The following is a 26,317-nucleotide window of genomic DNA, read 5'->3' on the forward strand; positions in this document are numbered from 1 at the left end:
GCCGCCGCGGGAATCGTCACAGGTCACGGCGGCGGAAAGGAGGCACAGATTCGAAGCCCGATCACCGGATCAAGAGAGGTGCCGTCGATAACGGTCCGATTGTCGCTGCGGACCGTGGTTTGATCATAAATGTAAGCGCCTCCTCGCAAAAGAACTTTGTCGACCTCGATCGACGAAATCGCCCACTCGAGGACGTTCCCCGCCATGTCGTCGACCCCGAAGGGACTACGTGAGGCAGGGTGCGAGCCCACCTCATCCGGACCCATGGTGGAGCTCTCTTTCCCATACGTCTCATCGAAGTTGGCGTCGTCGGGGGACAGCCGGTTCCCGTGCGGGAAGATGCGGCCATCGGCGCCGCGCGCGGCGCGCTCCCACTCCAGATCCGTGCAGAGCCGTGCCCCGCGGACACGACCCGTCGCGTCAAGCCAGGCAGCGTACTCGGCGGCCTGCGCGAAAGAGACGCCGGAGACCGGGAAACGAAGCCAGTCCTGGCGCGCCCGCGACGGACGCGCGGCGTAGACGATCGGCTCGCCAGCCCGCGCGGTGTAGGACTGCACCCTGGGCTGGAGCGTCAACTGCCAGACTCCGCCGGGGAGCATACGAAGGAGGAGCGCGCCCTCCATCGCGCCTTTGCCCACCTGGATCGAAGGGCGGGCGCGCGACGTCTCCGGGAGCGCCGCGAGGTAGTCGAGCCACTCCGCGAACGTCGTCTCGTGCCGCGCGATGAGGTAGGCGCCGGTGCTGGTCTCGTGCATCGGGACCGTCGAGAGGAAGGCCCGCCGGATCATGTCGTCGTCGGCGGCGCCGAACAGGAAGCGACCCGGCGGGACGTAGATGAACCCGGGGGGGACGTCGTGGGCGCGCGGGAGCGGGATGGAGAGGCGCTGGGGGACGCCGCGGCGGACCAGGAACGGATAACGGACGATGGCGTGATTCCGCGCCTCGCAGGTGAGGAGGTAGGAGCCCTGCTCGAGCGCGAGGCGCGCGAGCGGCGTCGAGCGGAGGACCCGCTTGTCCCCGAGCTCCCGGCGCCCCTCCGCGTCCTCCGTGTACCGCTCCAGGGTGAGCTCCGCGCCGGGAGGGTCGGTCTCGATGAGCACCTCGGCGGGCGCGCTCCACCGCCGCCGGCGCTCCCCGCCGGGATCGTACGTCGTCATGCGCTGGAGCAGCTCGTCGCGCAGCGAGGCGTAGCCGTCCCGGTCCGCGGCGAGCGCGCGCTCGTAAAGGACGTCGCCGAGCCGCTCGCGCACGTCGTGCCGCGCGCCGTCGAGCGTGAGCGCCGCCTCGAGCCGCTGGCTCGCCCGGAGCGCGTGCCGCTCCGCCTCCGCGGCGCGGGCGCGCGCGCGCTGCCAGAGCGCCTCGCCCTCGTCGCGCTGCCGCCGCGCGAACGCCGCGAACGCCTGCTCCCGGAGCGCGTCGGCCAGGGCGCCCGCGCGCCTCGCCTCGGCGTAGGCCGCGGCCGCCTCCCCCGCCTGCGCGTCCGCCCGCGCGGCGAGCTCGCGCGCGGCGCGGAGCTCCAGCGCGGCGAGCTCGCGCGCGGCGCGGAGCTCCAGCGCGCCGTAGAGCAGCGCGCCGGCCAGCGGGACGCCCACCGCGAGCGCCCAGCGCGTCGCGCGCAGCCGGAGCACCGCCCGCCGCGACGCCCGCAGGAACGCCGCCTCGCGCGGCGGCAGGTCGTGCGGCTCGAGGCCCTTCGCCTCGCGCACCTGGCGCGCGCTCCAGAGCGCGTCGCGGCTCCGGCCGAGCCGCTCCCACTCGGCGGCGGAGGCCTCGAGGCGCTGGCGCGCCGCGCGCTCGTGGCGCTGCTCCTCGATCCAGCGGCGCAGCGTGCCCCAGCCGTGGATCAGCGCCTCGTGGGCGATCTCGTAGACCGTGCCCTGCTCGCCCTCGCGCGCGAACAGGAGGCGGCCCTGCACGAGCGCCTCGAGCGCCGCGCGCGCGGCGTCGTCGCCGGCGAGCTCGGCCTCGGCGCGCCGCGCCCGGGTGTTCTGCGGGGTGATGAGCGCGCTGAGCAGCCGCCGGGCCGCCGCGTGCACGGCGGGCGGCATGCGGGCGAGCACGCGGTCGGCGTGGCGGGCGAGCGCGCCCTCCACGCCGCCGATCTGCGCGAGATCGGCGCTGCTGAGCGGCGCGTCGGGCGCGGCGCGGGCGTCCCACAGCTCGGCGAGCGCGAACTGGAGCAGCGGCAGGCCGCCCTCGGCGCGCGCGGTCGACGCGACCAGCGCGTCGACCACCGCGTCGGACTCGAACGCGACGCCCTTCGCGCGCGCCGGGCCGACGATGGCCTCGCGGAGCTTCTCGGCCGACATCGGGCGGAGCAGGTAGAGCGCGCGCTCGATCTCGTCGCCGAGGCCGGAGGCGCCGGCGACGCGGGCGAGGAAGTCGCCGCGCACCGTGGCGAGCAGGCGCAGCGAGGGCGAGCGCGCCGCGAAGGCGCCGAGGACCTCGCCGACGAGCGCCGCCTCGGCCGGGCTGCTCAGGGTCGCGAGCTCCTCCATCTGGTCGATGAACAGCACGAGGCCCCCGTGATCGCCGAGGCGCGCGCGCAGGTCGCGCGCGATCGAGCCGGGCGAGGACCGCATCACCTCGAGGAGGCGCTCGGCGGGGGCGCCGAGCGCGGGCTCGAGCGCGGCGGCGAGCGCGGCGAGAGGGTGCCGGCCGGGCACCATCATCGCCGCCTGGAAGGCGCGGCCGTCGCCGAGCGCGCCCTCCAGCACGAGCGACAGCACGCCGGCCCGGCAGAGCGAGGACTTGCCCGAGCCCGAGTCGCCGGCCACGACGATCATCGGCTCGGAGCGGAGCCGGTCGAGGATCGTCCCCGTCTCGGAGCTGCGCCCGTAGAACACCGCGCGGTGCTCGAGGTCGAAGGCGAGCAGCCCGCGGTACGGGTTGCCCTCGGGGGCGGCCTCGTCGCGCCGGCCGCGCGCGAGCAGCTGCTCCAGCGCGTCGCGGAGCTCGTCGCCCGAGGCGAAGCGGGCTCCAGGGTCGACCGCGAGGCACCGGTCGATGACCTCCGCGAGCTGGGGGTCGACGCCCGAGGCGACGACGGCGAGGGGCAGGGGCGTGGCGCTCGCGGCGACGCGCGCGAGCTCCTGCAGCGGCACGCCGTCGTGCGGCGGGGCGCCCGCGCAGAGCTCGAAGAGCAGCGCGCCGAGCGAGTACACGTCGGAGCGGCGCGTGGCCAGCTCGCCGCGCCACAGCTCGGGCGCGAGGTAGTGGGGCGTGCCGCCGCCGACGCTCGTCCGCGCGTCGAGCAGCGCCGCCGCCATCTCGGCCGCGGCGTCGATCTCGGCGCCGAGCGGCTCGGGCCGCGCCGCCGGATCGAGCAGCTTGGCGAGCCCGAAATCGAGCAGCTTCGCCTCGCCCTCGTCCGTGAGCACCGCGTTGGCCGGCTTGATGTCGAGGTGCAGCACGCCCCGCCGGTGGGCCGCGGCGAGGCCGCGCGCGAGCCCCGCGCCGAGCTCGAGCACCCGCTGCCAGGGCATCGGCACGTCGACGCGGTCGAGGCTCTCGCCGCGCAGGAACTCCGAGACGATGAACAGCTGACCGCGGAGCTCGCCCACGCGGTAGATGCTGACGACGTTCGGGTGCTGGATGCGCGCGGCCGCGCGCGCCTCGGCGAGCAGCCGCGCGCGCAAGGCCGCGTCCACCTCCTGCGCCCGGATGAACTTCACCGCGACCATGCGGTCGAGCAGCGTGTCGTGCGCGAGGTAGACGTCGCCCATGCCGCCGCTGCCGAGCGGCTTGATGAGCCGGTACTCGTCGATGCGGCCCGGCGGGGTGAGGCTCGACGGCGGCGCGAGGCTCGACGGCGGGGCGAGGCTCAACGGCGGGGTGAGGCTCACCGGCGGGGTGAGGCTCGACGGCGGGGTGAGGCTCGACGGCGGGGTGAGGCTCACCGGCGGGGTGAGGCTCACCGGCGGGGTGAGGCTCGACGGCGGCGCGAGGCTCGATGGCGCTGTGCCGTCGGCCGACCGCGGCTGCGTCTCCGCGTCGCCGCGGCGCGGGGCGGGCTGCGAGAAGGTCGGGGTTGTCTTCTCTTTCACGGGAGCGCGCCTCCCCCGGCACCCTCAGCGACGACCGGGTGATCCTCTGTCCATCCGCTCCTCAGCGGGGTCGGTCCTGGGCCCTGCTCCCCGGATCGCGCCGGTGGAAGAACGCGATCACCTCCGCGAGCTCGTCGCGCGCGGCCACGAGCAGCACCGTCGCGCCGCCCGCGACGATCGACGAGCCGCGCGGCCCCTCGATGCGGCCGTCGGCCCGGTACAGCCCGGCGAAGACGCACGACGCGGGGAAGCCGGCGCTGCCGGCGATGACGCTCACGGAGCGGCCCGCGACCGCCGAGTCGGCCGGGATGTCGATCTCGAACGCGACCGACTCGCCGGCGCCGAGCACCATCGCGTGCCGGACCCCCGGGTGCTCGATGGCGGTCGCCATCGCGCCGATGAAGACGTCGATCTCCGAGAGGATCCGGTGGACGCCCGCGCGGACGTAGACGCCGCGGTAGTCGGGGTCGCGCATGCGCACCATGACGCGCTTGGCGCCCGCGGCCTGGGCGAGCAGCGCGACGGCGAGGTTGTCGGCGTCGCGCCGGAGCATGGCCACGACGACGTCGGCGCGCGCGACCTCCGCCTCCTTGAGGAGCCCGGCGTCGGTCGCGTCCCCCACGAGCGAGACGAGGCCGTGGCGCTCGAAGGCGCTGTTCGCGATCGACTCGTCGCGATCGACGATGGTCACGTCGTGGCCCATCTTCGCGAGGTGGACGGCGACGCTCAGCCCTGCGCGCCCGGCGCCCGCGATCAGCACGCGCATGTCAGCTGCCTCCTCCGTGATCGTGCGTGGTCGGGAGCTCCACCATGGCCCGGTCGAGCTCGTTCGCGTGGGCGTTCGCGGTGTCGGCGGCGATGAGCCCCCGCCTGGCCGCGTCGAGCACCGCCGCCTTCTGCGCCGTGAGCAGGGCGAGGTCGGTGAGGTGGTCCCGGACGGCCTCGCCCTGGGGCGTCTGGAGCGCGGCCTCCGCCCCGATCACCCGGCGCTGGAACGCGGCGCGGCGCTCGGCGTGCTCCTTGCGGGACACGAGGCCCGCCGCGAGCAGCTCGTCGAGCTCGGCCTGGCCGCGCCGCGCGGCGATGAGCGTGGCCTTGGCCGCGTCGAGCACGCTGTCGGACGTCGTCATCGCGACCCGCAGGAACCTGAGGATCCGCGCGAAGGGCAGCGCCTGCGCCGCGAGCGTGACGAACGTCACGCCGAAGACGATCGTGACCAGGCGGTCCCGGTAGGGCATGTCGCTCGGCAGGCTGAGGACGGCCGCCATCGAGAGCGCGCCCTTGATGTTGCCGAGCAGCATCACGTGCTGCCAGCGGAGCGGCACGACCTCGCCCGTGAGGGCCCGCAGCACGCCGAAGCAGCCGTAGACGGCGACCGCCCTGCCCGCGTGCAGCGCGATGAGGGCGAGGCCGATGGAGGCCGCCTCGCGGAGGAGCATCTCCGCCTGGATCTGCATGCCGACGAGCAGGAAGAGGAGCACGTTGAGGGCGAAGCCGCTCGTCTCCCAGAAGCCCTGGAGGGCGAGCACGCGCGAGGGCTCGAGGAGGCGGCGCGCGGCCTTGCCGACGATCACGCCGAGGACCACGACCGCGATGACGGGCGAGGCGTGGAGCCGCTCGGCGAGCAGGGCCGTGGCGAAGACGAGCACGATGGAGGCGAGGATGGCGGTCAGGTGATCCGGCGTGCGGCGGAGCAGGGCCGTCCCGACGGCGCCGAACGCCCCGCCGACGGCGGCGCCGCCGATCATGGCGACCACGAGCTCGCGGAGCGTCTCGTCGGCGTGGAAGGCGCCGCTCGAGACGACGCGCGAGGCGAGCACCACGAGGACGAGCGCCGTGCCGTCGTTGAAGAGGCTCTCGCCTTCCATGATCGCCGCGAGCCGGTGCGGGACGCGGACGCTCCGGAAGGCGAGCAGCACGCTCACGGTGTCGGTGATGGAGAGCAGCGCGCCGAGGAGGAGCGCCACCGCGAACGGCAGGGCGAGCACGAGGGTCGCCACCGCGGCGGTGCCGAGCAGCGAGATCATCACGCCCGGCACGGCGAGCGCGAGGATGGGCCGGCTCGCGCTGCGGAGGCTGTCGGCGTCGGCGAACAGGGCGCCCTCGAAGACGAGCACCGGGAGGAACGCGATGAGGATGACCTCCGGATCCATCGGGGTGTTCGGGAGCACGTCGACGACGACGAGCAAGAGCCCCACGATCACGAGCGCGACGTTGTACGGGATCCCCACGCGCTTCGCGCCGATCGCGACGGCGGAGCCGACGGCGAGGACGAGGAGCAGGCTCTCGAGCCGCTCTCTCATGGGGCGCCTCGCGGCGGCGTGCATGGCGCGCCTCGCGGCGGCGCGAGGACGACAGCAAGGGGCCCGCGCGGCGGGCGCGTCGCGATGAGCACGGGGTCCTCGAGAGAGCGCACCGTAGATCTGCGCTACATGATCGCCTCCGGAATCGCAAGACGCGTGAGGCGCGCGAGGCGCCGGCAGACGGCCGACCGGCGCGCGCGCGGGGCGCGCCTCTGCCCGCTCTGCCCTGGTGGAAGAGGGGAGTGGGGCCGCGCGAGCCCCATCGAGGCGAGTCAGGGAGGGAATCCCGACGATCTGCCCGTCTCCCCGCCCTCACGGAGAGCCTGGTTGAGCAAGAGCAGCGCTCCTGGGAGACGCCATGTCGCGAGGTGACATGGCGAGACCCGGGCGACTCAATGGTTGTCCTCGACGCCTGTTATTGCGCGAGCGGGCCGCCTGTCGCCGCGCGGCGCCTCGCCCCGGGGCGCTCCGGCGCGCCCGGCCGGCGCCTCAGCTCCACGTCTCCGAGCGCCGCGGGTTGCGGGTCTCGATGGCCTCCGCGTGCCCCCGGAGCCCGCGCGCGGCGGGAAGGTTGCCGTGCGACTCGAACACGTCGGCGAGGGCGAGCCCGAGGATGACGATCTGCTGCGGCTTCTCGAGCGCGCCCACGGCCGGGGCCATGGCCCCGAGCAGCTCGAACGCGCGCCGCCACGACTGCGCGGCGGCGTCCGGCATGTCGGCGTTGAGCGCCGCGTGCCCGGCGCAGCGGTGCATGTCCGCCGCGAACTCGCGGCTCCCGCGGCGGTCGGCGAGCTCCCCGGCGCGGGAGTACGCCTCCGCGGCGTCCTGGAACCGGCGGTGCTTGCTGTGGAGGCTGCCGAGCGAGGCGTAGGCCTCGGGGATGATCGCGAGCAGCCCGCGCCGCTCGGCCTCCTTCAGCGCGGCGACGAACACCCGGTGCCCCTCCTCGACCGTGCCCGCGGCGATCAGCGAGCGCGCGCGCTGCATGGCGACGTGGACGGCCTCCTCGCCGAGCCCGCGGCCCGAGAGCAGCCCCTCGGCCTGCTGCTGGAGCTGCGCCGCCTCGGCGTGCCTTCCGGCCTGGAAGCACCTGTCGGCCTCGTGGAGGAGGCGCCGCGCGGGCAGCAGGTCGGGGGCGCGCAGGGGCGAGCCGGGCGCGATGCGCGCCTCCAGGTCGGCGGGGAGCCGCCGCCCGCGGGCCGAGAGATCGGTGAGCAGCCGCTCGATGTCGGCGATGGCGGCGCTGTCGGCCTCCGGCCAGACGACGCGCGACGTGCCCTCGCCGACGCGCGCGAGGAGATCGCCGACGCTCGAGTGCACCGGGTCCACGACGACCCAGCGCACGGGCGAGAGCTCGGGGCGCTGCGCGAGGGAGAGCAGGTCGCGGGCGTAGGCGGGAGGGTCGTCGATGTGCTGCGGCGAGAGCACGAGGACGGCGCTCGCGTCCGGGCCGCAGGCGGCGAGGTGGTCGGAGAGCACGGCCGCGAACGCGCTCAGCGGCTCGCCCGGAGGGCCGGCCAGGGGGGTCTGCCCGGGGGGGTCCGCGGCCCCCGGCGGCGCGCCGAGCTCGCGCGCGAGCGAGCGCGCGCGGGCGGCCCAGCCCCGGCTGGGCCCGTAGGTCGGGTCGGCCAGCACCCACACCGGCCGGGGCGACGGGCCTGCTTCGCCGAGGGCCCGCAGCAGCGCGAGGGTGTGCCCGTGGACGTGCGCCGGGATGATGACGTGCAGCAGGCGGGCCCGCTCACCGGTGAAGATGGCGCTGAGCGCGCTGGCGATGTCGTTGATCATGGGCGCTTTCCGGGTCGATTCTTGCTCCGATCGGCACGGGGGCCAAGCGAATGCGCCGCGCCGCTGCGCGGGGCGCCGCGCGGCCGCCCAGGCGGTGGGCGCCGCGCGTGCGCCGGCGGGCGAGCGGCCGTTGCGCGTCGCAGGACGCCACGGTCGAGGCGTTCTGTCTCACCAGCGCTCTGGGCCGGTGTGGGGCCCGGCCGCGGCGGGGGGCGCGCGGGCTCAGGGCCTCGATTGGCCCGCGGGTTGCTCTTCAGGATCCGCTCAAGCGAAGCGTTGTAAAGACCCTTGAAGAGCCGCCGGAAGCGCCCTGGAAGCGGACGAGCGCTGGGCGCAGGCGACGGTGGAGGAGATCGGACCGTGAAAACAGTGTATCTGTCGCTGCTCCTGACCACGATGGCGTTCGGCTGTGGGGGCAGCAAGCCCGAGCCGCAAGGCCCGGCCGAGAAGGCGGGCGAGGCCGTCGACGACGCGGCGAGCGACGTCAAGGACGAAACGAAGGACGCAGCGGAGTCGACGGGCGACGCCGCCGAGAAGGCCGGAGACAAGATCGAGGAGAAGACCGACTAGCAAGTCGTCTCCTGGTCGGACGGACGCGCCGGGGGCTCGTGGTGCCTGCTCGCGGACAGAGCGGCAGGCGAGCTCCCGGCGAGCCCCTGAAGGAAGAGAGCGAAGCCCGGCGGGAGCTCGGGCGGTTCGGGCCGAGAGGGAAAGCGGGCACGGGCAATCCCGGCGAGAGTCCGCTTTCCCCCTCGGCCCGAGCCGCCAAGGAGTCCCGCGACGCGCTTGCGCTCAGGTCTCCGCGGGCGGCGCGGTGATGCGAAGGACCCCGGGCCGTGCTGCGGAGGCGCGGCGAGCATGTCGAGGAGGATGGATCATGAAAGCTACGTCATTGCTTGAGAAGCAGCATCGGAAGGTGGAGTCGATCTTCAAGCAGCTGGAGAGCGGCCGATCGGAGCCGGGGCCCCTCCTGGCCGAGCTCGCCAACGAGCTCGTCGCGCACATGGCGATCGAGCAGGAGAGCTTCTATCCCGCGGTGCGGCAGATCAAGGAGGACCTGATCCTCGAGAGCTACGAGGAGCACGCGATCGCCGAGCTCGCGCTGAAGCGGCTGCTCTCGACCGATCCGGAGGACGTCTCGTTCAAGGCGCGCGTGACGACGCTGAAGGAGCTGATCAAGCACCACGTCGAGGAGGAGGAAGAGGAGCTCTTCCCGAAGGTGGAGGAGGCCGTCGAGGCGAAGCAGCTCGAGGAGCTGGGCAAGGCGCTGAAGGCGGAGTTCGAGCAGCGTCTGGCCGAGGGCTATGAGGCGCTCCTCCCGGCGGGCTACAAGAAGACGTCGGCGGACAAGGCGAGCCACGCGAAGCACGCGAACGGGGCCAACCCGGGCTGAGCTGCGCTGACCCGGGCTGGACCGCCGGCGGCGGAGGGGTCAGGGAGCGGGAATTCGAGCCACAGGGGCGCAGGGAGCACGGCGGAAGAGGACAAACGCGCTGTGCTCCCTGTGCCCCTGTGGCTTTCTTTTTCTCGGACGTGAGGGTATCCGGCGCGCGCCCGGGGAGCGTCGGCCGGGGTCGCGAGCGCGGGAGTTCATCGGTCGATCATGGAAGAAGTCATTGGCTGGGCCAGCTCCATCATCCTCGTCCTGACGGTCGCCAAGCAGGTCTACAAGCAGTGGAAGAGCAAGAGCAGCCAGGGCGTCTCCAAGTGGCTCTTCCTCGGCCAGATGGCCGCGTCGTCCGGGTTCGTCGTCTACAGCTGGATGGTCGAGAACTGGGTCTTCGTGGTCACGAACTCGCTCATGCTCGCGAACGGCCTCGCCGGCTACGCGCTGGTGCAGCTCCAGCGGCGGCGCGGGGCGGCGCAGCCGGAGGAGGAGCGGGAGAAGCCGCGGCGGAGCTTCAGGCTCCACGGCACGCTCGGGCGCAAGGGCGCGGCGCTGGGTCGAGCCCGCGCGGCGCGTCCCGTCGCCGCCGCGCGCAGGGCGCGGATGGGCGCGGGGCTGGGCGGGAAGCGGCGGGATCCGCGGGCGCTGGCCACGTAAGAGCGGGGGATCACTCGAGTTCCGCCTGTCAGGAGTCTTGGCAGGGTTCACGGCGAGAGAAGAGAGAATTAAACGCAAAGGCGCAAAGGCGCAAAATACAGAGATATAAAGATACAAATATAATTCTGGTTTGCGCCTTTGCGCCTTTGCGCCTTTGCGTTTAATTCTCTCGGGCTCCCTGGTCAGACTTGTGACGCTCGGAACTCGGCTCCTCCCACGTCACGGCTCCTGCCACGACGGCTCGACCGCCGGCCGCTCCCGCTCGATGCGGCCGCTCCCCTCCTCCAGCCGGTCGCGGAACGGCGTCGCCGCTGGCGGGAAGTCGCGGAGCCCGCGGCCTGCGGCGAGGTCCCAGCGGGCGAAGAGCAGCGCCGAGAGGCGCGGCGATGTCTGCGCCGGGCTCGGCACGTCGAACAGGAACGTCCCCTCCGCGCCGATCGAGGCGCGGTGTCCGCGCGAGAGCCAGCTCCAGAACGTGAGCCCCGCGGTGAACGCGTCGCGCAGGAACGCGGCGTCGCGGGTCTCGTTGACGGGCCGGTAGCTCGCGAGCCAGCCGAGCTGGATCCACGGCGACAGCCCGCGGCCCGGCAAGAGGTCGAGGTCGAGCGTCGCGTCGATGCGGTCGAGCGTCGAGGGCACCGGGCTCAGCCGCAGCGACGCGCCCGCCGAGACGAGCGCGTCGACGAACGGACGGTGCCGGAGCCGCGCGCCGAGCGAGGCCTGCGTCCGGTGCTCGGCCGCGTACGGCGTGAAGACGTCCTTGTCCGCGCCGGAGACGCCCCGCAGCGAGTCGTCCACCGCGAGCAGCGTGAAGGCCGCCCAGGGCGAGAGCGTGAGCTCGCCGAGCGGGATGGACCAGAACGCGCTCGCGCTCGCGCGGCCGCCCGCGGCGGTGCCCCCGTCCGTCGGCTGGACGACGAGGCGACCGCTCAGCGCGGCGCCGGGGAGCCAGCCGCTGGAGCTCAGGTCGAAGCGCGCCTCGGCGCCGAAGCTCTCCGGCCCGTCGCGCAGCCGCCCGAAGCCCGCGGCCGCGATCCAGGCGCGCTGCGGGGCGAGCTCGCGGTGCACGTCGACCCCGAGCTCGAGGAAGCGGAGCGGCAGGCGGAGATCCTCCTCGGTCAGCTCGCTGTCGACGAAGCGCAGGTACGCGCCGAGCGAGAGCGGGCCGGGGTCCGGGTCCTCGCCCACCGGGGGCGCGGGCTTCCGCACCTCGTCGGCCGGCGCGGACGGCGGCAGGGGCGGCGGCGCCGGCGCCGGCTCGCGCGGGCGAGGCGCGCCGCGCGCGACGGCGAGCTCCACGCGCAGCAGCGCCCTGCCCGCCGGCGAGGCGATGCGCAGCACGTGCGGCCCCTCGGGGAGGACGGCCACGCGGGCCTCGACCTCGTCGCCGAGCCAGAAGAACGGCTCGCGCGTGACGCCGAGGCGGCGCGCGGCGCGGTCCTCGGTGGCGTCGAGCGCGATCATCCCCTCCTGCACCACCGCGGCGCCGGCCGACCCGGGCGCGGCGCCGGCCGACCCGGGCGCGGCGTCGGCCGACCCGGGCGCGGCGCCGAGCGGCGCCACCGAGAAGCGCAGCACGCCGGAGCTCGCCGCGGAGACGACCTCCGGACGGCACGCCGGATCGCCGTCGTTCGCGGCGTCGGCGCGCCCGCGCGGCGAGGCCGCGCACTCGTAGGCGGCGCGGGCGCGGATGCGCACCACCGTCGGGCCGGCGAAGGCGAGCTCCAGGGGGCGGGCGGGGTCGATGTCCTGCCAGGTCGAGAGGACGCGGCCGGAGAAGGGCTGCGCGGCGCCGGCCGCGGTCGCGCGGATCCAGCCGAGGGCGCTCCGGTCCGCCGGGGGCCGCGCCTCGATGCGGTGGCTGCCCTTCGGCACCTGCACGACGCACCGGCCGGTCATGGGCGCGGCCGCGGCGGAGCACGCGACCGGCGCGCCGTCGAGCGCGACGTTGAACGCGCAGGGGGTCTCCTCGCGGTCGAGCGCGCGGCAGACGCCGTCGAGCACGATCGCGCCCGGCTCGGCGCGGTCGAGCCGGAACTCGGCGCGCGCGCCGTCGGTGATCAGCAGCGCCGGCTCCGGCGCGTCGACGAGCGCGCGGCGCACGCGCACGCGGAGCGGCAGGTCGCGCTCGGCCCGGGCGCGGATCTCGAGCGAGGCGGTGCCGGCCGTCGCGTCGGCGCGCGGCGGCGCGTCCCAGCCGGTCACCGGGGCGAGCCGCGCCAGCGCGGCCGGCGGACGCTGCGCCGGGCCCGCGAGCCCCGCCTCGCGGGCGGCCTCCTGCTCGGCGAGCTCGGCGAGCGCGAGGGCGCGCAAGGTGAGCCGCCGGTCGGGCGTCGCGGCCCCGGCGGCGACGTCGGTGGAGAGGTTCGCGGCGCGGGCGAGCGCCGCGGCGGAGCGGTGGGTGAGGCCGATCCGGGTGAAGGCGTCGGCGGCGATCCGCGCCTCTCCGGCCTGCTCGGCGAGCAGGCCGAGCAGCAGCGCGTCCGCGCCCGCGCTGCCGCCCGCGGGGCCGGCGAGCAGGGCGACGCCGCGCGCTGTGCCCGCGGGGCCGGCGAGCCGCACGGCGCCGCGGGCGGCGGCGAGCGGCGCGACGTCCGCGGGCAGCGGCAGCGGCGGCACGCGCGCGGGCAGGCCGAGCGGCACGGCGGGCGGGCTGCCCGGCGGCAGGGAGAACACGGTCACGGGCGGCGCGCCGGCGCTCGCGGCGCCGGGGAGCTGCCCGGCGCCCAGGGCGTCGTCGTCGGCGGCGCGGTCGAGCGCGGCGAGCGCCGGGAAGCCGAGGGCGTCGAGCGCGGCGGCCCGCTCGGCGTGGAGCGCCGCGCGGGCCGTGGGAGGAGCGGCGCGGAGGGCGCGCGTGGCGCTCCGGATCTGCTCGAGCGTGCCGTCGACGGGCGCGCTCGCGGGCGGGCGCGCCGGCGTGACGACGCGCGGCGGGGCGGGCGCGGTCGGGTGCAGGCGCACGGCGGCGCGGAGCAGCGTGGGGCCGGCGGTCTCGACCTGCAGCGCACCTGCGCCGGCGGGCACGGGGATCTCGATCGTCCCCGTCGCGCCCGCGCGCACCCACGCCTCGTGGACGAAGGCGCCGGCGCGCACGCGGAGGACGCGCCCGCCGCCGCCTGCGCTCGCCGCGTCGCGCGGCGCGCTGCCCGGCCCGCGGGGAGCGCCGGCAGCGCTCGCCGCGCCCGCCGGCGTGCCGGTGGTCTCGGGCGCGCCCGCCGGCGTGCCGGTGGCTTCTGGCGTCTTCGCCGCCGTGCCGGTGGCCTCCGGCGCGCCCGCCGCCGCGCTCGGGTCGGCGGGCGGCGCGACCACGACGCGCGCCACCGTGGCGCGCTCCGGGTCGGGCAACACGAAGGTCGCGGCGCCGTCGATCCAGGCCCATTGCGTGATCTCGCGCAGCGACGCGCAGGGCGCGCGGCCGCTGCGCGGGATGCGCGCGAGCACCGGCGGCGCGCCGGCGGGCCGCTCGAACATGCGCGCGCCGGGCGCCACGGCGACCACCGAGGTGAGCCCAGCGCCGCCGTGCACCGCGGCCGGCGTGCCGTCGATGAGCACCGACGACTCGGGGACCACCTCGCTCGAGGCGCTCCGGAGGAGCACCCGCGCGTGCGCGCCGGGCGGCGCCTCGACGGTGAGCGCTGCGCGCGGGGCGTCGAGGAGCGTCCAGCGCAGCCCGGACTCGGCGTCGATCTCGCAGAGCGCGCCCGCGGCCGCGCGCTCCGGTGCGGCGCCGGCTGCGGGCGGCGGGGGCGGCGGCGCGTCGCGGGGCGGCGCGATCGAGCTCCATACGGTTGCGCCTTCGGGAGGCTCGAGCGCGTCCCAGGGCGCCTCGCGCGCCCAGGCCATCCGCGCGAGGGGCGCCGCGCTCTCGACGTCGCCGTGGCCGAGCGCGTACCGCTCCGCGAGCGGCGCCCCCGCCGGCCGGCGGCCGTCGCGCGGCGGCGAGAGGGCCGCGCCGAGCGCCGAAACCGCCGCGGCGTCGTCCGGATGTGCGCCAGGGCCGCCCGGGGCTGCGGCTGCGCCGTGCGGGCCTGCGGCTGCGCCGCGGGCGGCTGCGCCGTGCGGGCCTGCGGCTGCGCCGTGCGGGCCTGCGGCTGCGCCGCCCGGGGCTGCGGCTGCGCCGTGCGGGCCTGCGGCTGCGCCGTGCGGGCCTGCGGCTGCGCCGCCCGGGGCTGCGGTCTCCGCCGGCGTCGACCAGGGCGCGCCCGCGGCGCCCGGATCGGCGTGCGCCGCCGCGAGCCGCGACAGGGCGGCGCGCTGGAGCGGCGCGGCGCTCGCTCCTGCGCCGCCCTGCGCCGCCGTGTAGGCCTGCGCGGCGCGCGCGAACGCCGCGCCGGGAGACGGCGCCCACCGCACCGCTTCCGAGAGGACGAGCGCCCGGATCGGGGGCGGCACGCCCGGCCGCGCCGCGAGGTCGAGCGCCGCCTTCGCCGCGTCGGGGGCGGCGGCCCGATCGGCGGCGGCGAGGAGGCGCGGCGCCTCGGCGAGCGCCTCCGCGCGACCGCCGGCGGGGGCGCGCTGCGCCGCGCGGTCGAGCAGCGCGGCGCGGTCGCGCTGCGGCGCCAGGAGCTCGGCCACGCCGGCGCGCTGCCGGAAGCCGCCGGCGGCGACGGCGAGCTCCCCCTCGACGACCTCGACGGTGGCCGCGCGCGCGTCGACGGGCAGCGGCACCCGGATCCACCGCGGCTCTCTCCAGCGCGCGGCGTCCGCGAGCCGCGGCCCGGTGCGGAAGGCGAGCTCCCGGACCACGGCGCCTCCGGCGCGGACCACGACGCGCGTCGCCCCGTACGCCCTCGGCCGGAGCGCGACGCGCAGCACGTCGGCGCCCGGCGCGCGGAGCTCGATCCGCGCGCCGGCCGCGAGCGAGCGCCAGGGCGTGGCGCGCTCGAGGGCCGGGAGGTCGGTGCGATCGTGGCCTCCGTGCACCTCGACGTGCCGCGCGACGAAGTACGGCTCGACGAGGGGCCGGAGGAGCAGCGACTCCTCGAGGTAACGCGCGGTGAGCCACGCGGCCGCGGCGGAGCCGAGGCTCGCGGCGGCCGGTGTGGACGATGTGGACGGCGCGGAGGGTACCGCCGCGGCCGCCGCGCCCGCCGCGCCCGCGGCGCCCGGCGGCGACAGCGCCGCCCGCGCGGCGTCGACCCAGCGGAGCAGCGCGCCGGCCTCGCCCGGCGCCGTGGCGGGCGCGGGCGCGCGGCCGGCGAGCCAGGCGGCGACGTCCTCGTCGAGGCGGTACCACGCGAGCGGCCAGCTCTCCCGCGCGGCGACCCGCACGGCGACCTCCGTGGTCGGCGCGCCCCGCGGCACGGCCGCGCGCACGGCGGCGAAGCGCGCGCTCGACCAGGCCGGCACGGCGAAGTCGCGGGCGCCCGCTTGGAGGGGCGGCAGCGGCATCCAGGTGATCACGTCGGGCGTGTCCCCGACGCCCGACCCGAGGCCGATGCCCGCGATCGCGCCGCGCACTTCCAGCCGGTCGCCCGGCTCCACCGGCACGAGCAGCAGCTCCTCCGGGCCGAGCGCGACGGCCTCCGTCGGGTCGACCGCGGCGGGCGGGCGCGGCGCCGCGGGCGCAGCGGAGGCGCCCGGCGCGGGTCCGCTGCGCCACGCGACGACCCGCGCGCTGTCGGGCGCGACCCAGGCGAGCGGCTCCGCGGCGGCGGCCTCCCGCCCTCCCGGGGCGACCCCGAGCGCGATCGCCAGCGCCGCGCCGAGCAGCGCGCGGCGGGCAGCGGGCGCGAAGGCGTCGAGATCCACCGCGATTATCCTTGCCCCATGCCGACCGTGCGCCCCGCGCGCCGTGGGTTCTCCGGCTATCCGATTTCCGGTCGCGAGCGCAAGCGGCGCGGTCGGCGCGGGAGGTGCGACGGCCCGCCCCCCGGGGGTGGCCGGGGCCGGGCCGCAGGGGGGCACACGCTCCGAGAAAACCGAACGACTACATCAACTTACAGCCATGACCTGGAGCGCCCCGCGCCGCCGTATTCCCCTGCTGCTTCCCGGGGGAAGGCTCCCCGGCGGCGCGGTCGAGCTCGCAGCGTGTTCATCGAGCTCGCAGCGCGTTCAGCAGCGCTACAGGAGCGTCCAGCGCCGCTCGCGCTTCAGCCGGTCGAGCAGCGCCGCGAGCTCGGGCTCGTCCAGCTCGGCGAGCGCCGCGTCGTCCTCGCGCGGAACGGCGATCCCGAGCACCTCGCACACGTCCCGCACCGCCCGCCGCAGGCCCTCGCTGCGGCCGGCGCGGAGGCCTGCGTTGCGGAGGGACTCGAGGCTCGCGTGGCCCTCGCGCTGGAGCAGGTTGGCGAGGAGCGCCCGCTGCGCCGCGGTCCGGTCGTAGAGCGCCTCGACCTGCACCGGGTTCAGCAGCACGCCGGGCGCGCGCAGCAGCTCTCCCGGGAACAGCCGCCGCGGCACCTCGCCGGGCGTGTGCACCTCGACGTGCCGGGGCGGTTCGAGGCGCACCACCCAGATCCAGCGTGTGCCTGCGCCCAAGAGGTCCGCGATCTTCTGTGCAAGGCGCGCCTCGTCCCTGCCGAGGTCGGCGTACTCGACGGCGAGCGCCGGCGCGCCCGGCGCCCAGCCCAGGGTGTCGGGCACGTTGCCCACCGCGACGTCGGGCGCGCAGAGCAGCTCGGGCGCGGGGCTGTATCCGGCGTGCACGCCGGCCTCCGAGACGGCGGGATCCCAGGCGACGACGGTGCCGCCGAGCAGCGTCGGGCCGGAGCAACGCCCGCTGCTGGGCAGGCAGAAGTTCGGATGCCCGTGCGAGAGCTCGTACGGGTCGCCGGGCCGGATCCCGTCCGCGCGGAAGGGTCCGCGCTGGTCGGGGGGCCTGGCGACGGCGATGGCCGGCGCCGCGGCGGCCGGGGGCGGCGAGGGCGCCGGGAACGGCGCGGGGGTGGGATCGGGATGGGAGGGCGGCTCCGCGGGGTCGGCGGGCGAAGAGAGGAGCTCGGGGGGATGAATGGGATACTTGGGTCGCATGCCGTGGATTCCGGGCGTGCGGGAGGACTGGTCACGGTCTGTGCGGCGTACGGCCGCAGAGGGCCGCCGCGCAGCAGAAAGGGCGCCCTCGACGGTCCGACCGCCCTGCTGGACCTGGAACGATCTCGGCAGACCGGTCCGACCGCCCCTCGGACCTCGAAACAACGGCCCAGGAACCGGTCCGACCGCCCCTCGGACCTCGAAACAACGGCCCAGGAACCGGTCCGACCGCCCTCGGGCGGTCGAAACAGGCGCCGATGACCGGTCCGACCGCCCTCGGGCGGTCGAAACAGGCGCCGATGACCGGTCCGACCGCCCTCGGGCGGTCGAAACAGGCGCCGATGACCGGTCCGAGCGGCCCTCCGGCATCGAAACCAGGCGCCGCAGACCGGTCCGACCGCCTCAGGACACTGAAAACAAGCTCCAGGGACCGGTCCGACCGCCCTCAGGGCACCGGAAGTGTTCCCGAGCTACCGGTCCGACGTCCACCCGCTGCGGATGAGGCAGCAGCTCAAGCCTTGTCCGTGCACATGCCGCTGCCCCAGGCTGCTGCTGCTGTTGCCGTTCGGTGAGCCAGCTCGGAAAGCTGTCGAGCAGCCGCCGTGAACTCAGCGCTGCGTCGTCGGCCGGCGAGGTCGGCCGCCGGAGCTGTCCGATGCGCGGGCAGGAGTGCTAGGTGCAGCCAGGGACGCACGGGTTCAGCGATGTTCGCAAAGACATCTCCATGCTTCCCTTGAAAGTGGAGCAAGGGAAGGGTTGCCCGAACTGGGTAGTGGATTTCTGGCGCTCCGCATTACCCACGGACGCATACACGATCAACCAGCTCACACGGCAAGAGCCGAAGCTCTTTCTGAAAGACGCCCTGAAAGGCATCCAGCGCAACGCCGCGGTGACCGAGCTCATCTGCACCTTCGATTACCTGCGCGGCAGCGAGGATCCTCGCGATCGCCGTGACGGCGAGGTCCTCTACGAGACCATACGCCGCATCGTCGAGCTGAGCGTGCTCGACGGGGAGCTGAGCCATGTGGACCGGCGCGCTTTCATGCCGATGGTGCGGCAGAGCGGGCAGCTCGTCCCGCTCTCCAACCTGAGCAGCGGAAACGCGTACCTCATCCAGCACATGATCGGCCTGCTCGGCAAGATGTACGCCGTGCACGTCCTGCGCGAGACGGACGCATCCGATCTGTGCAAGACGCCCGGGCTGCTCCTCATCGACGAGGCCGAGAACCACCTGCATCCTCGCTGGCAGAAGCGCTTCTTGCGCGACGTGCTCAGCCTGTTCCCGAACCTCCAGATCATCGCCACGACGCACTCGCCTTTCATCGTCGGTTCGGTCCCCCGCGCGCGTGTGTTCGTCTGCCGGTACGATCGAGGGCGGAAGACCTGCGTGGTCGACGACGCCACGGATCTGTACGCGAACAACCCGGTGGAGGAGATCTTGCTCTCCCCCGCGTTCGACGGCACGCAGCCGTTCGGCGAGGAGATCACGCGCCTGCTCGAGGAACGCAAGGCTGCCTTCGAATCCGGGGACACGGCGCGGCGCAAGGAGATCGAGAAGCAGCTCAAGGAGAAGAACCCCGAGTACTTCTCGTACATCGACGTCGAAGAGCGGCTTCAGGCGCTCCAGGGAGCGGGTGCGTGATCCCGATCAAACGACTGCCGGAACCCGATGTGCTTGCGAGGAACAAAGACCGCTGGCGCGCCGCGTTCCTGGAGCAGCGCGCGAAGGACCCAAAGAAGCGGCCGGGCTCCAGGCAGTACGCGCACCCGGAGGTCGTCTCCGCCCTGGAGGCCATCCTCGACCCGCTACCGCGCCCCGCAGCCTCTTGGCCGAAGCTGCCCGGCCCTCGGGCAGCGCGGGCTGCGGGCTATCGCTCCCGATATCGTGCCGGGCTGCGTCCACACACATCGAGGAGCCGCGCGCCTCCAGCGCCGCCTCCCGCTCGCTACCGGATCCCCAGCGCCTGCTTCAACGAGGGCAGGAACCGGCGGCTCACCGAGACGCTCTGTCCATCGGACAGCTGCAGGACGGCGCCGCCGGGCTCCGGCTCGAGCGCCCGGATCGCGTCCACGCGGACGAGCTCGGAGCGATGCACGCGGAGGAAGCCGAGCCCCGACAGGCGCTCCTCCAGCGCGTTCAGGCTCTCGCGCACGAGGTGCTCCTCGCCGTCGAGCGCGAACGTCGTGTACTTGTCCTCGGCGTGGAAGCGGGTGATCCGGCGTGGATCGAAGAAGCGGATCCTCCCGGCGTCGTGGACGCAGAGCAGCGGCGGCGCGCCGCCGGCCTCTCGACCGGCGACGACGTGCGGTCGCGCGCGCGGAGCGCCGCCGTCGTCTTCGGTCGGGCCCGCGCCCGCGCGCTCGCGCGCGAGCAGGCGGTGCGCGACCTTGTCGAGGGCCCGCGCGAGGCGCTCTTGCGCCACGGGCTTCAGCAGGTAGTCGACCGCGTCCGCGTCGAAGGCCAGCGCGGCGTGCTGCGCGTGCGCCGTCGTGAAGACCACGAGCGGCGCGTCGGCGACGTCGACCGCATCCGCCACGCCGAAGCCATCCATGCCCGGCATCTCCACGTCGAGCAGCAGCAGATCGGGGCGCAGCGCCCGCATCCGCTCGAGCGCCTCGATCCCCGTGGCCGCCTCCGCCACGACCTCGACGTTCCCGACGCGGCCGAGCATGCGGATGAGCCGCGCCCGCGCGAGCGCCTCGTCGTCGACCACGATGACGCGCAGGGGGCGCAGCGCGGTCATGACGGCCGCACCACGGGCAGCCGGAGCTGCGCGACGAACCCGCCTCCGGGGGCAGCCTCCGCGACGAGCCTGCCGTCCCCTCCGTAGAGCAGGCGCAGCCGCTCGCGCAGATCGGCGAGGCTCGTGCCGGTACCAGGCCGGATCGCGGGCGTCGGGCCGGGGCCGTCGTCGAGGACGGACAGCAGCAGATCGCCGCCGGCGAGCTCGGCGCGCACGGTCACCGATCCGCCGCGCACCCGGCCGCCGATCCCGTGCTTGACGGCGTTCTCCACGAGCGGTTGAAGCAGCATCGGCGGCACCTCGATGGCCCGCAGCGATGGATCGAGGTCGACGCAGAACCGCAATCGCTCGCGAAACCGGATCGTCTCGATGCCGAGGTAATCCTTCGCGCACGCGATCTCGTCGCCGAGGGGGACCGCGTGCCGCGTCGAGGACTCGAGCGCGTAGCGGAACAGCGCGGCCAGCCGCCCGAGCATCTCCTCCGCGAGCTCGGGATCGGTGGGGATGAGGCTCATGACGCTGTTCAGGCTGTTGTAAAGAAAATGAGGGTTGGTCCGCGCCTGCAGGAGGCGCAGGCGGGCGTCCTGCGCCGCGAGGCGCTCCTCGTGGGCGAGGTCCCGCTCCTTCCGGATGCGCGCCAGGAGGCGATCGTAGGTGGCGAAGCCGCCGAGCCACAGATAACTGAGCAGGATGCCCTGGATGGCGAGGCGGAAAGGCACGCCGCCCACGTCGCAGTGAATGGCGTTCAAGAGAGGCACGCTCAGGAGCGTGCAGGGGATGACCACCGCGGGGACCGTCGCCACGTAGAGGAAGCGTCGGAGGGGCCGGGCGAGCCGGTCGAGCGGGAGCCGCGCGAGGCCGAGGTTGTAGGTCGCGGCCAGCGCCACCGTGATCACGTTGGTGTAGAGCGCGGTCCCGGCCAGCTTGCGCAGCACGGTCGCGACATCGAAGGTCGGATCGTCCCAGCGCGCGAGGTCGGGGCGCAAGAGCAGGAGGATCCCGGCCGGCGCCGCCGCTCCGAACCACAAGGCCGACCATGGGATGAGCACGGGGCACGGCCGGGAGGGTTCGCTGCTGGGGGAGAGCACGGCGCGAACAGGCTAGCACGCCGCCGCGCGCGGACGCGGCGCGCGGCGCGCGGCGCGATGAGCGGTCGCAGGCGCGGCGCGGGCGGCGGCGCGGCGCGACGAGCGGTCGCCCGCGCCGCATGAACGGCGGCGCGGCGCGATGAACGGTCGCAGGCGCGGCGCGGGCGGCTTTTGCCCGCCGCCGGGGGAGCCAGGAGGCCGGCGGCTCGCCTGCCGTCTCCGTTCATCGCCCATCGCCGCGCGGCCGTCGGCGGGCGCGGGCTGCGCCGCGGCGGCGAACGCACGATGGGTCGCACGTGCCGCGCCGCCTGGTGCGAGAGAGAGAGAGGAGACGTGGTCATGAGACATCGACGACACCGATGGTTCCTCGCCGCGCTGATCGCGGCGGCCTTCGGGCTGCTCTTCGGCATCGGCGCGCGCTTCCCCGACGCCTCGGAGGCCCTCGCGTCACGGGCCATGGGGCCCCTTTCGCGCTTCGCGCTGCCGAGCGAGGCGCAAACGAGCTTCGAGGGCCGCGTGGTCGAGCGGCTGAACGCGGGGGCCTACACGTACCTCCAGATCGAGAGGCCCGGCGGGGCGCGCTCCTGGGCCGTCACCCTGGCGTCCTCGAAGGGCGCGCGCGCCTCCGCGGACAGGGTGCGCGTCACCGCGATGGGGTTCGCGGATCACTTCGACTCGAAGAGGCTCGGCCGATCGTTCGACGACCTGTATTTCGCGGTCGTGCGACCGCTGTGATGTCACCTGAGGTTCCAGGAACAGAGGAGCTTTACGATGAAAAATGCGCTGTTGTTTCGGGGTGTCGCGTCGGTGTTCATCTGCGTCGCCGGAGCGGCCTCTCTCGGCTGCTCGAGCGGCGGAGCGGAGGATCCGCCGGCCGACGGATCGAGCTCGCCGCTCAGCGGTTGCGAGAAAGGCAAGATCGAGTCGGATTTCTTCGAGGCCCTCGAGCCGTCGGGGCCCGGCGTCGACCCCCAGACGAAGCAGGTCCGCGCCGGCAGCTACGTCATCGCGTCGACCTACCTCGCGCTGAAGCCCGAGCTGGATCACGGAGCGGCGATGGAGGTCTCGGGGCCCGTGATCGAGGCGGTCATGACGGCCAAGGGCACGGTGGCGATGATGGCCGGCCGGTCCACGGCCTGCTCGACGCTGCGCACGCTCAGCGTGTGGGAGAGCGAAGAAGACATGCTCGCCTTCGTCATGGGCCCCGCTCACGTGGAGGCCATGAGCCACACATCCGAGCTCAGCCGCGGCACGAGCAACACGATCTCGTGGGAGGGGAACGAGGAGGACGTGGCCTGGGAGGAGGCCGCGCGGCAGCTGGCGAGCGAGAACGCAAGCGACTACTGACGAGGGGAGCCGCCTCGGGCCATGTCAAGGCGCCAAGGACGCCAAGGACGCCAAGGACGCCAAGAAGAAGACAGTATCTTGGCGTCCTTGGCGCCTCGGCGGTTCTGAATTCTGCTCGCTTCAGGCGGATTCAAGCCGGCGCCGCTCGAACCCGCCCGGCGCCGGTCCGCTACTCGTCGCGCGCGCAGCGGATGCCATAGAAGGAGTTGGCGTTCTCCGGCGGCTCGCCGAGACGGTACGCCGGGCTGAGCGGCACCTCATCGTGGGAAAAGGCGCCGCCGCGGGCCTCCCTGCCGAAGCCTCCGTCGCTCAGCTGCGCGCAGTTGATGCAGCGCGCGTTCGGATCCAGCTCCGCGTGGTAGTCGAGGACCCACTCGAACAAGCTGCCCGCCAGATCGGCCTGCCCCCATTCCCCGTCGCCCGCCGGGGACTTCGACCCGACGTGCGGGACCGGGCACACCGTCTGTTCGGTCGGGCAACCGTACACGGCCAGCGCGTCGCTCGGGGCGTCCCCTCCCCACGGGTACGCGAGGTGCTGGTTGCCGCCGACGGCGGCGTAGGTCCACTCCGCCTCCGTGGGCAGCCGGCCCTCGTCCCAGGCGCAGAAGGCGAACGCGACATACCAGCTCACGCAGTTGATCGGCGCCTCCTCGTTGCCCGTGGGCTCGTCGGTCCACGTGCGAAAGTTGGCGTCGCATTGCAGCACGGCCCGCAGCTCGTCCTGTCCCGCGGGCAAGCGCGAATCCCACGCCGGGTCCCAGCCGCTGCCCTCGATGAGCGGGTGCGCGCCGGCGCCTGCGGCCGGCCGCGTCGCCGGATATCCCTCGACGAACCGCCGGAACCGGCCCACCGTCACCTCGAAACGATCGAGGTGGAAGTCGGCCACCGTGGCCGGATACACGGCGTCGGGGATGCGGTCGTCCGTGCGGTTGAACTGGCCGCCCTTCACCTCGCCCGCGGCGCAGCAGCTCTCGTCGGCCTCCGGGCCGCAGGCGGGCGCGACCTGCTCGCAGCGCGGCAGCACGAAGACGTTCGGCTCCACGTCGGGGATACACGCGCCCCCGGCGGCCTGCGAGAGCGCGACCGCGGCGAGGGAACCGAGGAGACAGCTCCGCGTTCGATGACCTGTGCGCATCAGAAGCTCCCGACGAGGGTGGCGCCGGCGCCCGAGGGCGCGATCCAGGGGAGCGCGACGGCCGACGGCGCGGGCGCAGGATCCTGCTCCCTGCCCGACCGCGCGATCCCGACCACCGCCGCCCCGATCGCGACGAGGCCGGCGCCGCCGAGGCCGACGAAGAGGGCGAAATCGCGGTTCTTCCGCGCGTTGTCGGCCGCGACGTCATAGCCGGGTTCGCAGTAGGTCCCGCCCCGGACCTCGCGGCAGTTCTCCCGCAGCGCGCCGATCGCGGACAGGTCGTCGATCAGGAACCCGATCGACGCGCCGCTGAGGGCGATGCCCGCCGCGCCCGAGATCCAGGCCCAGGTCGGGACGCCCCCGCCCGTCGCGCCCTGCACCTTCGCCTCGGCCTTGTCGGGGCTGCCCGCGGCGACGGGGCGCAGCGTGAGCTCGACCGTGACCGTCTCGCCCTCCGCGAGCGCAACCGAGCGGGTCTCCGCCTGGTGTCCGGGGGCGCTCGCGCGGATCTCGTGCGCGCCCGGGTCCGCCGGCAGCGGCTCGCCCAGCGCGGCCGCCGGGAGCATCGCGCCGTCGCGCTGCACCTCGAGGCCGGCGGGGGCGCCGCTCACCACGACGCGGAGCTTCGGCAGGCGCGGCTCGAGCGCGGCGATCCCCTTCTGCGCGAGCTCCTCGAGGCCCCGCCGCCGCTGCTCCCCCGCCGTCTCGCGGTTCAGCGTGAGGGCCCGGTGGTAGTCCTGCCAGGCCGTCGCGAGCTTGCCTGCGCGCTCGTGGCACCGGGCAATGTTGAGCATGGTGCTCGCAGAGGGGTTCAGCGCGAGGCTCGCCTCGAACTTCGGGCACCCCGCCGCGTCATCGCCCTTCTCGACCAGCACGCGCGCGGCCTTGAAGAGCGCCTCTGCGGCCACGGGATCACGCGCGGGCTGAGCGCCGGCGGGCTGCTGCGCGTGCGCCGCCGAGCCGACGAGCCCGAGCGCCGCGGCGCACGTGAACCTGATGAGAAAACGTACGCCCGGCGCGAGGCCGCGACTGCGGCGGGTGTCACATGTGGTTGAGCAGATCATCGCTGTTGTTTGCAGGGGGGCGCCCTTCGGGCTTCCCTGGAGATCGCGGCTTGGTCGGCGCCGCCGGGCCGCCCGACGCGCTCGGCGCCGCCGGGGACGCGGACGCGCTCCCGGGCACAGCGCCCGCCGACGCGCTCGCGGCAGGCGCCTCAGGGGGCGCTGGAGCGGCGTTGCGGTCCGCCGCTGGGTCCGCGGGGACCGCTCGTGCGGACGCGACGCCCGGCGCCTCTCCAGCGACGCTCGCCGCCGGCGCTGCGGGTGCGGCCTCGTCCGGGGCGCTCGCGGGCGCGAAGCGCCAGAGCAGGAGCCCACCGATGGCCAGCGCCGCGGCGCCAATCGCCGCCCCGGCCGCGAGCCCCGCGCGCCCTCGCCCCCTCGGCGGCCGCAGGTCGGGCTGCGTCTGCGACGAGGGCGAGAGCGTGCCTGAGCCGGGCGGGTGCAGCGGGCCCAGGGCGAGCACCGTCGCCTGCGCGGCGGGCATCGTCGGCTGTACGGCCGGCGCCTGCGCCTGCGCGACCGGCGCCTGCGCCTGCGCGACCGGCGCCTGCGCCTGCGCGACCGGAGACGGCACGTGTGCACTCGGCGCCTGTACGGCCGGCGCCTGCGCCTGCGCGACCGGCGCCTGCGCCTGCGCGGCCGGAGCCGACGCCTGTACAGCCGGCGCCTGCACGCCCGGAGACGGCGCCTGCACGCCCGGCGCCACCCCCTGCCCGCCTCCCGAAGGCGCCCGCGCGTTGGCCGTCGATGCCAGCGCCGCGGCCATCCCCAGCGCCGCGGCGGCCGCCTCCTGCGCGTCGGGCGCCGACAGGGAGCGGGCAGGCCCGCGCGCACCGGGCAGCCCCGCGAAGGCCTCGACGAGCTCGGTCGCGCTCTGGAACCGCTGCGCTGGGTCGCGCATGAGCGCCCGCTGGAAGAAGGCGTCGACCTCGGGGCCGAGGCCGGGCAAGAGCTGCGAGGCGAGCGGGATCGGCGCCGTGCAGATCTCGACGAGCACGTCGCCGAGCTCCCCGCTCGGGAACGGGAGCTGGCCGGTGACACACTGGTAAGCAATCACGCCGAGCGACCAGAGATCCGAGCGGTGATCGACCCGGCTGCTGCTCCGCACCTGCTCCGGGCTCATGTAGCTCGGCGACCCGAGCAGCGCGCCCGGACGTGTCGCCTGGACGCTCATGACCGGACCCACGGCCTTCGCGATCCCGAAATCGACGACCTTGGCGATCTGCTCGCCGTCCTGGAGGGCGAGGAAGATGTTGCCGGGCTTGAGATCGCGGTGGACGAGGCCGAGCTCGTGCGCCCGGCGCAGCGCCCTGCCGACCTGCTCGACGATGTTCAGCGTGGCCAGCAGCGTGAGGCGCCCTTCGCGCGCGAGGCGCGCCGAGAGGTCCTCGCCCTCGAGGAGCTCCATCACGATGTAGGGCGCGTCGCCCTCGATCCCGTAATCGTAGATGTGCACCGCGTGCGCGCTCTTGAGCATCGCCGCGGCCCGCGCCTCGCGCTCGAAGCGCGCGCGCAGCTCGGCGGAGGCGGCGTACTCCGGCGCCATGAGCTTGATCGCGATATCCACATCGAGCTGCAGGTGCCGTCCGACCCACACGGTCCCCATGGCGCCCCGCGCCAGCTCGCGCTCGACGCGGTAACGGCCTGCAATGACGATGCCTGGCGCGATCCCGGACACCCGGCGATCATAGTGGAGGCGCCGCGCGCGGTCCACCCGCGTGCGGCCGCTCGATCAGGGGACACGCGGGCGGCGCGGCGAGGCGCTCTCCGTGGCAACACGATGGCAGCG

The 26,317-nt window shown here is 75.1% G+C and carries 16 protein-coding genes and 1 pseudogene; 6 read left to right on the forward strand and 11 right to left on the reverse strand.

The window, feature by feature from the left end; translation table 11 throughout:
• Positions 1-23: 23 nt before the first annotated feature.
• The 4 genes from WMF43_RS41900 to WMF43_RS41915 all read right to left on the reverse strand — a co-directional run bounded on the left by WMF43_RS41900 (position 24) and on the right by WMF43_RS41915 (position 8,137).
• A complete protein-coding gene (locus WMF43_RS41900; RefSeq protein ID WP_437673536.1) occupies positions 24-4,046 on the reverse strand; it encodes an nSTAND1 domain-containing NTPase in 4,023 nt (1,340 codons plus the stop codon).
• A 61-nt stretch (positions 4,047-4,107) separates the two neighbouring features.
• Positions 4,108-4,812, reverse strand: a complete 705-nt coding sequence (locus WMF43_RS41905) for a potassium channel family protein (protein ID WP_437673538.1) — start codon at positions 4,810-4,812, stop codon at positions 4,108-4,110.
• Between the two features lies 1 nt (position 4,813).
• Entirely contained in the window at positions 4,814-6,349 is a 1,536-nt protein-coding gene (locus WMF43_RS41910) for a cation:proton antiporter (RefSeq protein WP_437673540.1), read from the reverse strand.
• A gap of 489 nt (positions 6,350-6,838) precedes the next feature.
• Complete coding sequence (locus WMF43_RS41915) at positions 6,839-8,137, reverse strand: tetratricopeptide repeat protein (RefSeq protein WP_437673542.1); 1,299 nt, start codon at positions 8,135-8,137, stop codon at positions 6,839-6,841.
• Between the two features lie 360 nt (positions 8,138-8,497).
• On the opposite strand from WMF43_RS41915, the gene WMF43_RS41920 reads away from it, so the two are divergent.
• The 3 genes and pseudogenes from WMF43_RS41920 to WMF43_RS41930 form a co-directional block, all read left to right on the forward strand.
• Positions 8,498-8,707, forward strand: coding sequence for a hypothetical protein (locus tag WMF43_RS41920; protein WP_437673544.1), 210 nt, complete (start codon positions 8,498-8,500; stop codon positions 8,705-8,707).
• A gap of 307 nt (positions 8,708-9,014) precedes the next feature.
• Positions 9,015-9,530, forward strand: coding sequence for a hemerythrin domain-containing protein (locus WMF43_RS41925; RefSeq protein WP_437673546.1), 516 nt, complete (start codon positions 9,015-9,017; stop codon positions 9,528-9,530).
• A gap of 210 nt (positions 9,531-9,740) precedes the next feature.
• Positions 9,741-9,992: pseudogene (locus WMF43_RS41930) on the forward strand (SemiSWEET family transporter); the annotation flags it as partial.
• Between the two features lie 408 nt (positions 9,993-10,400).
• Here WMF43_RS41930 and WMF43_RS41935 read toward each other — a convergent pair.
• Both WMF43_RS41935 and WMF43_RS41940 read right to left on the reverse strand, forming a co-directional pair.
• Positions 10,401-15,932 (reverse strand): hypothetical protein, encoded by a 5,532-nt coding sequence (locus WMF43_RS41935; RefSeq protein ID WP_437673547.1) that lies wholly within the window; start codon positions 15,930-15,932, stop codon positions 10,401-10,403.
• Positions 15,933-16,244: 312 nt separating this feature from the next.
• A complete protein-coding gene (locus tag WMF43_RS41940) occupies positions 16,245-17,153 on the reverse strand; it encodes a hypothetical protein (protein ID WP_437673549.1) in 909 nt (302 codons plus the stop codon).
• A gap of 724 nt (positions 17,154-17,877) precedes the next feature.
• Here WMF43_RS41940 and WMF43_RS41945 point away from each other — a divergent pair.
• Positions 17,878-18,795, forward strand: coding sequence for an AAA family ATPase (locus WMF43_RS41945; RefSeq protein WP_437673550.1), 918 nt, complete (start codon positions 17,878-17,880; stop codon positions 18,793-18,795).
• A gap of 304 nt (positions 18,796-19,099) precedes the next feature.
• On the opposite strand, the gene WMF43_RS41950 is transcribed toward WMF43_RS41945, so the two are convergent.
• The gene (locus WMF43_RS41950; RefSeq protein WP_437673551.1) at positions 19,100-19,897 is read right to left on the reverse strand and encodes a LytR/AlgR family response regulator transcription factor; all 798 of its coding nucleotides are present in this window, start codon (positions 19,895-19,897) and stop codon (positions 19,100-19,102) included.
• Positions 19,894-20,925 (reverse strand): sensor histidine kinase, encoded by a 1,032-nt coding sequence (locus WMF43_RS41955; RefSeq protein ID WP_437673553.1) that lies wholly within the window; start codon positions 20,923-20,925, stop codon positions 19,894-19,896. Before WMF43_RS41955 ends, WMF43_RS41950 begins: the two co-directional genes overlap by 4 nt.
• Before the next feature lie 399 nt (positions 20,926-21,324).
• Between WMF43_RS41955 and WMF43_RS41960 the strand changes: the two genes are divergently transcribed.
• Both WMF43_RS41960 and WMF43_RS41965 read left to right on the forward strand, forming a co-directional pair.
• On the forward strand, positions 21,325-21,720 hold the full coding sequence (locus WMF43_RS41960) for a hypothetical protein (protein ID WP_437673555.1): 396 nt from the start codon (positions 21,325-21,327) through the stop codon (positions 21,718-21,720).
• Positions 21,721-21,756: 36 nt separating this feature from the next.
• On the forward strand, positions 21,757-22,332 hold the full coding sequence (locus WMF43_RS41965) for a hypothetical protein (RefSeq protein WP_437673557.1): 576 nt from the start codon (positions 21,757-21,759) through the stop codon (positions 22,330-22,332).
• Between the two features lie 169 nt (positions 22,333-22,501).
• Here the strand turns inward: WMF43_RS41965 and WMF43_RS41970 are convergent, their stop codons facing one another.
• From WMF43_RS41970 to WMF43_RS41980, 3 genes are read right to left on the reverse strand one after another with little or no spacing between them, the layout of a single operon-like run.
• Complete coding sequence (locus tag WMF43_RS41970) at positions 22,502-23,467, reverse strand: formylglycine-generating enzyme family protein (RefSeq protein WP_437673559.1); 966 nt, start codon at positions 23,465-23,467, stop codon at positions 22,502-22,504.
• Positions 23,467-24,531, reverse strand: coding sequence for a PEGA domain-containing protein (locus WMF43_RS41975; RefSeq protein WP_437673561.1), 1,065 nt, complete (start codon positions 24,529-24,531; stop codon positions 23,467-23,469). Before WMF43_RS41975 ends, WMF43_RS41970 begins: the two co-directional genes overlap by 1 nt.
• A complete protein-coding gene (locus WMF43_RS41980) occupies positions 24,509-26,206 on the reverse strand; it encodes a serine/threonine-protein kinase (RefSeq protein WP_437673562.1) in 1,698 nt (565 codons plus the stop codon). The genes WMF43_RS41975 and WMF43_RS41980 overlap by 23 nt, the downstream gene beginning before the upstream one ends.
• Between the last annotated feature and the right edge of the window lie 111 nt (positions 26,207-26,317).

Origin of the sequence: Sorangium sp. So ce131 (assembly GCF_051519095.1) — a bacterium.
In the GTDB taxonomy this organism is placed as follows: domain Bacteria; phylum Myxococcota_A; class Polyangia; order Polyangiales; family Polyangiaceae; genus Sorangium.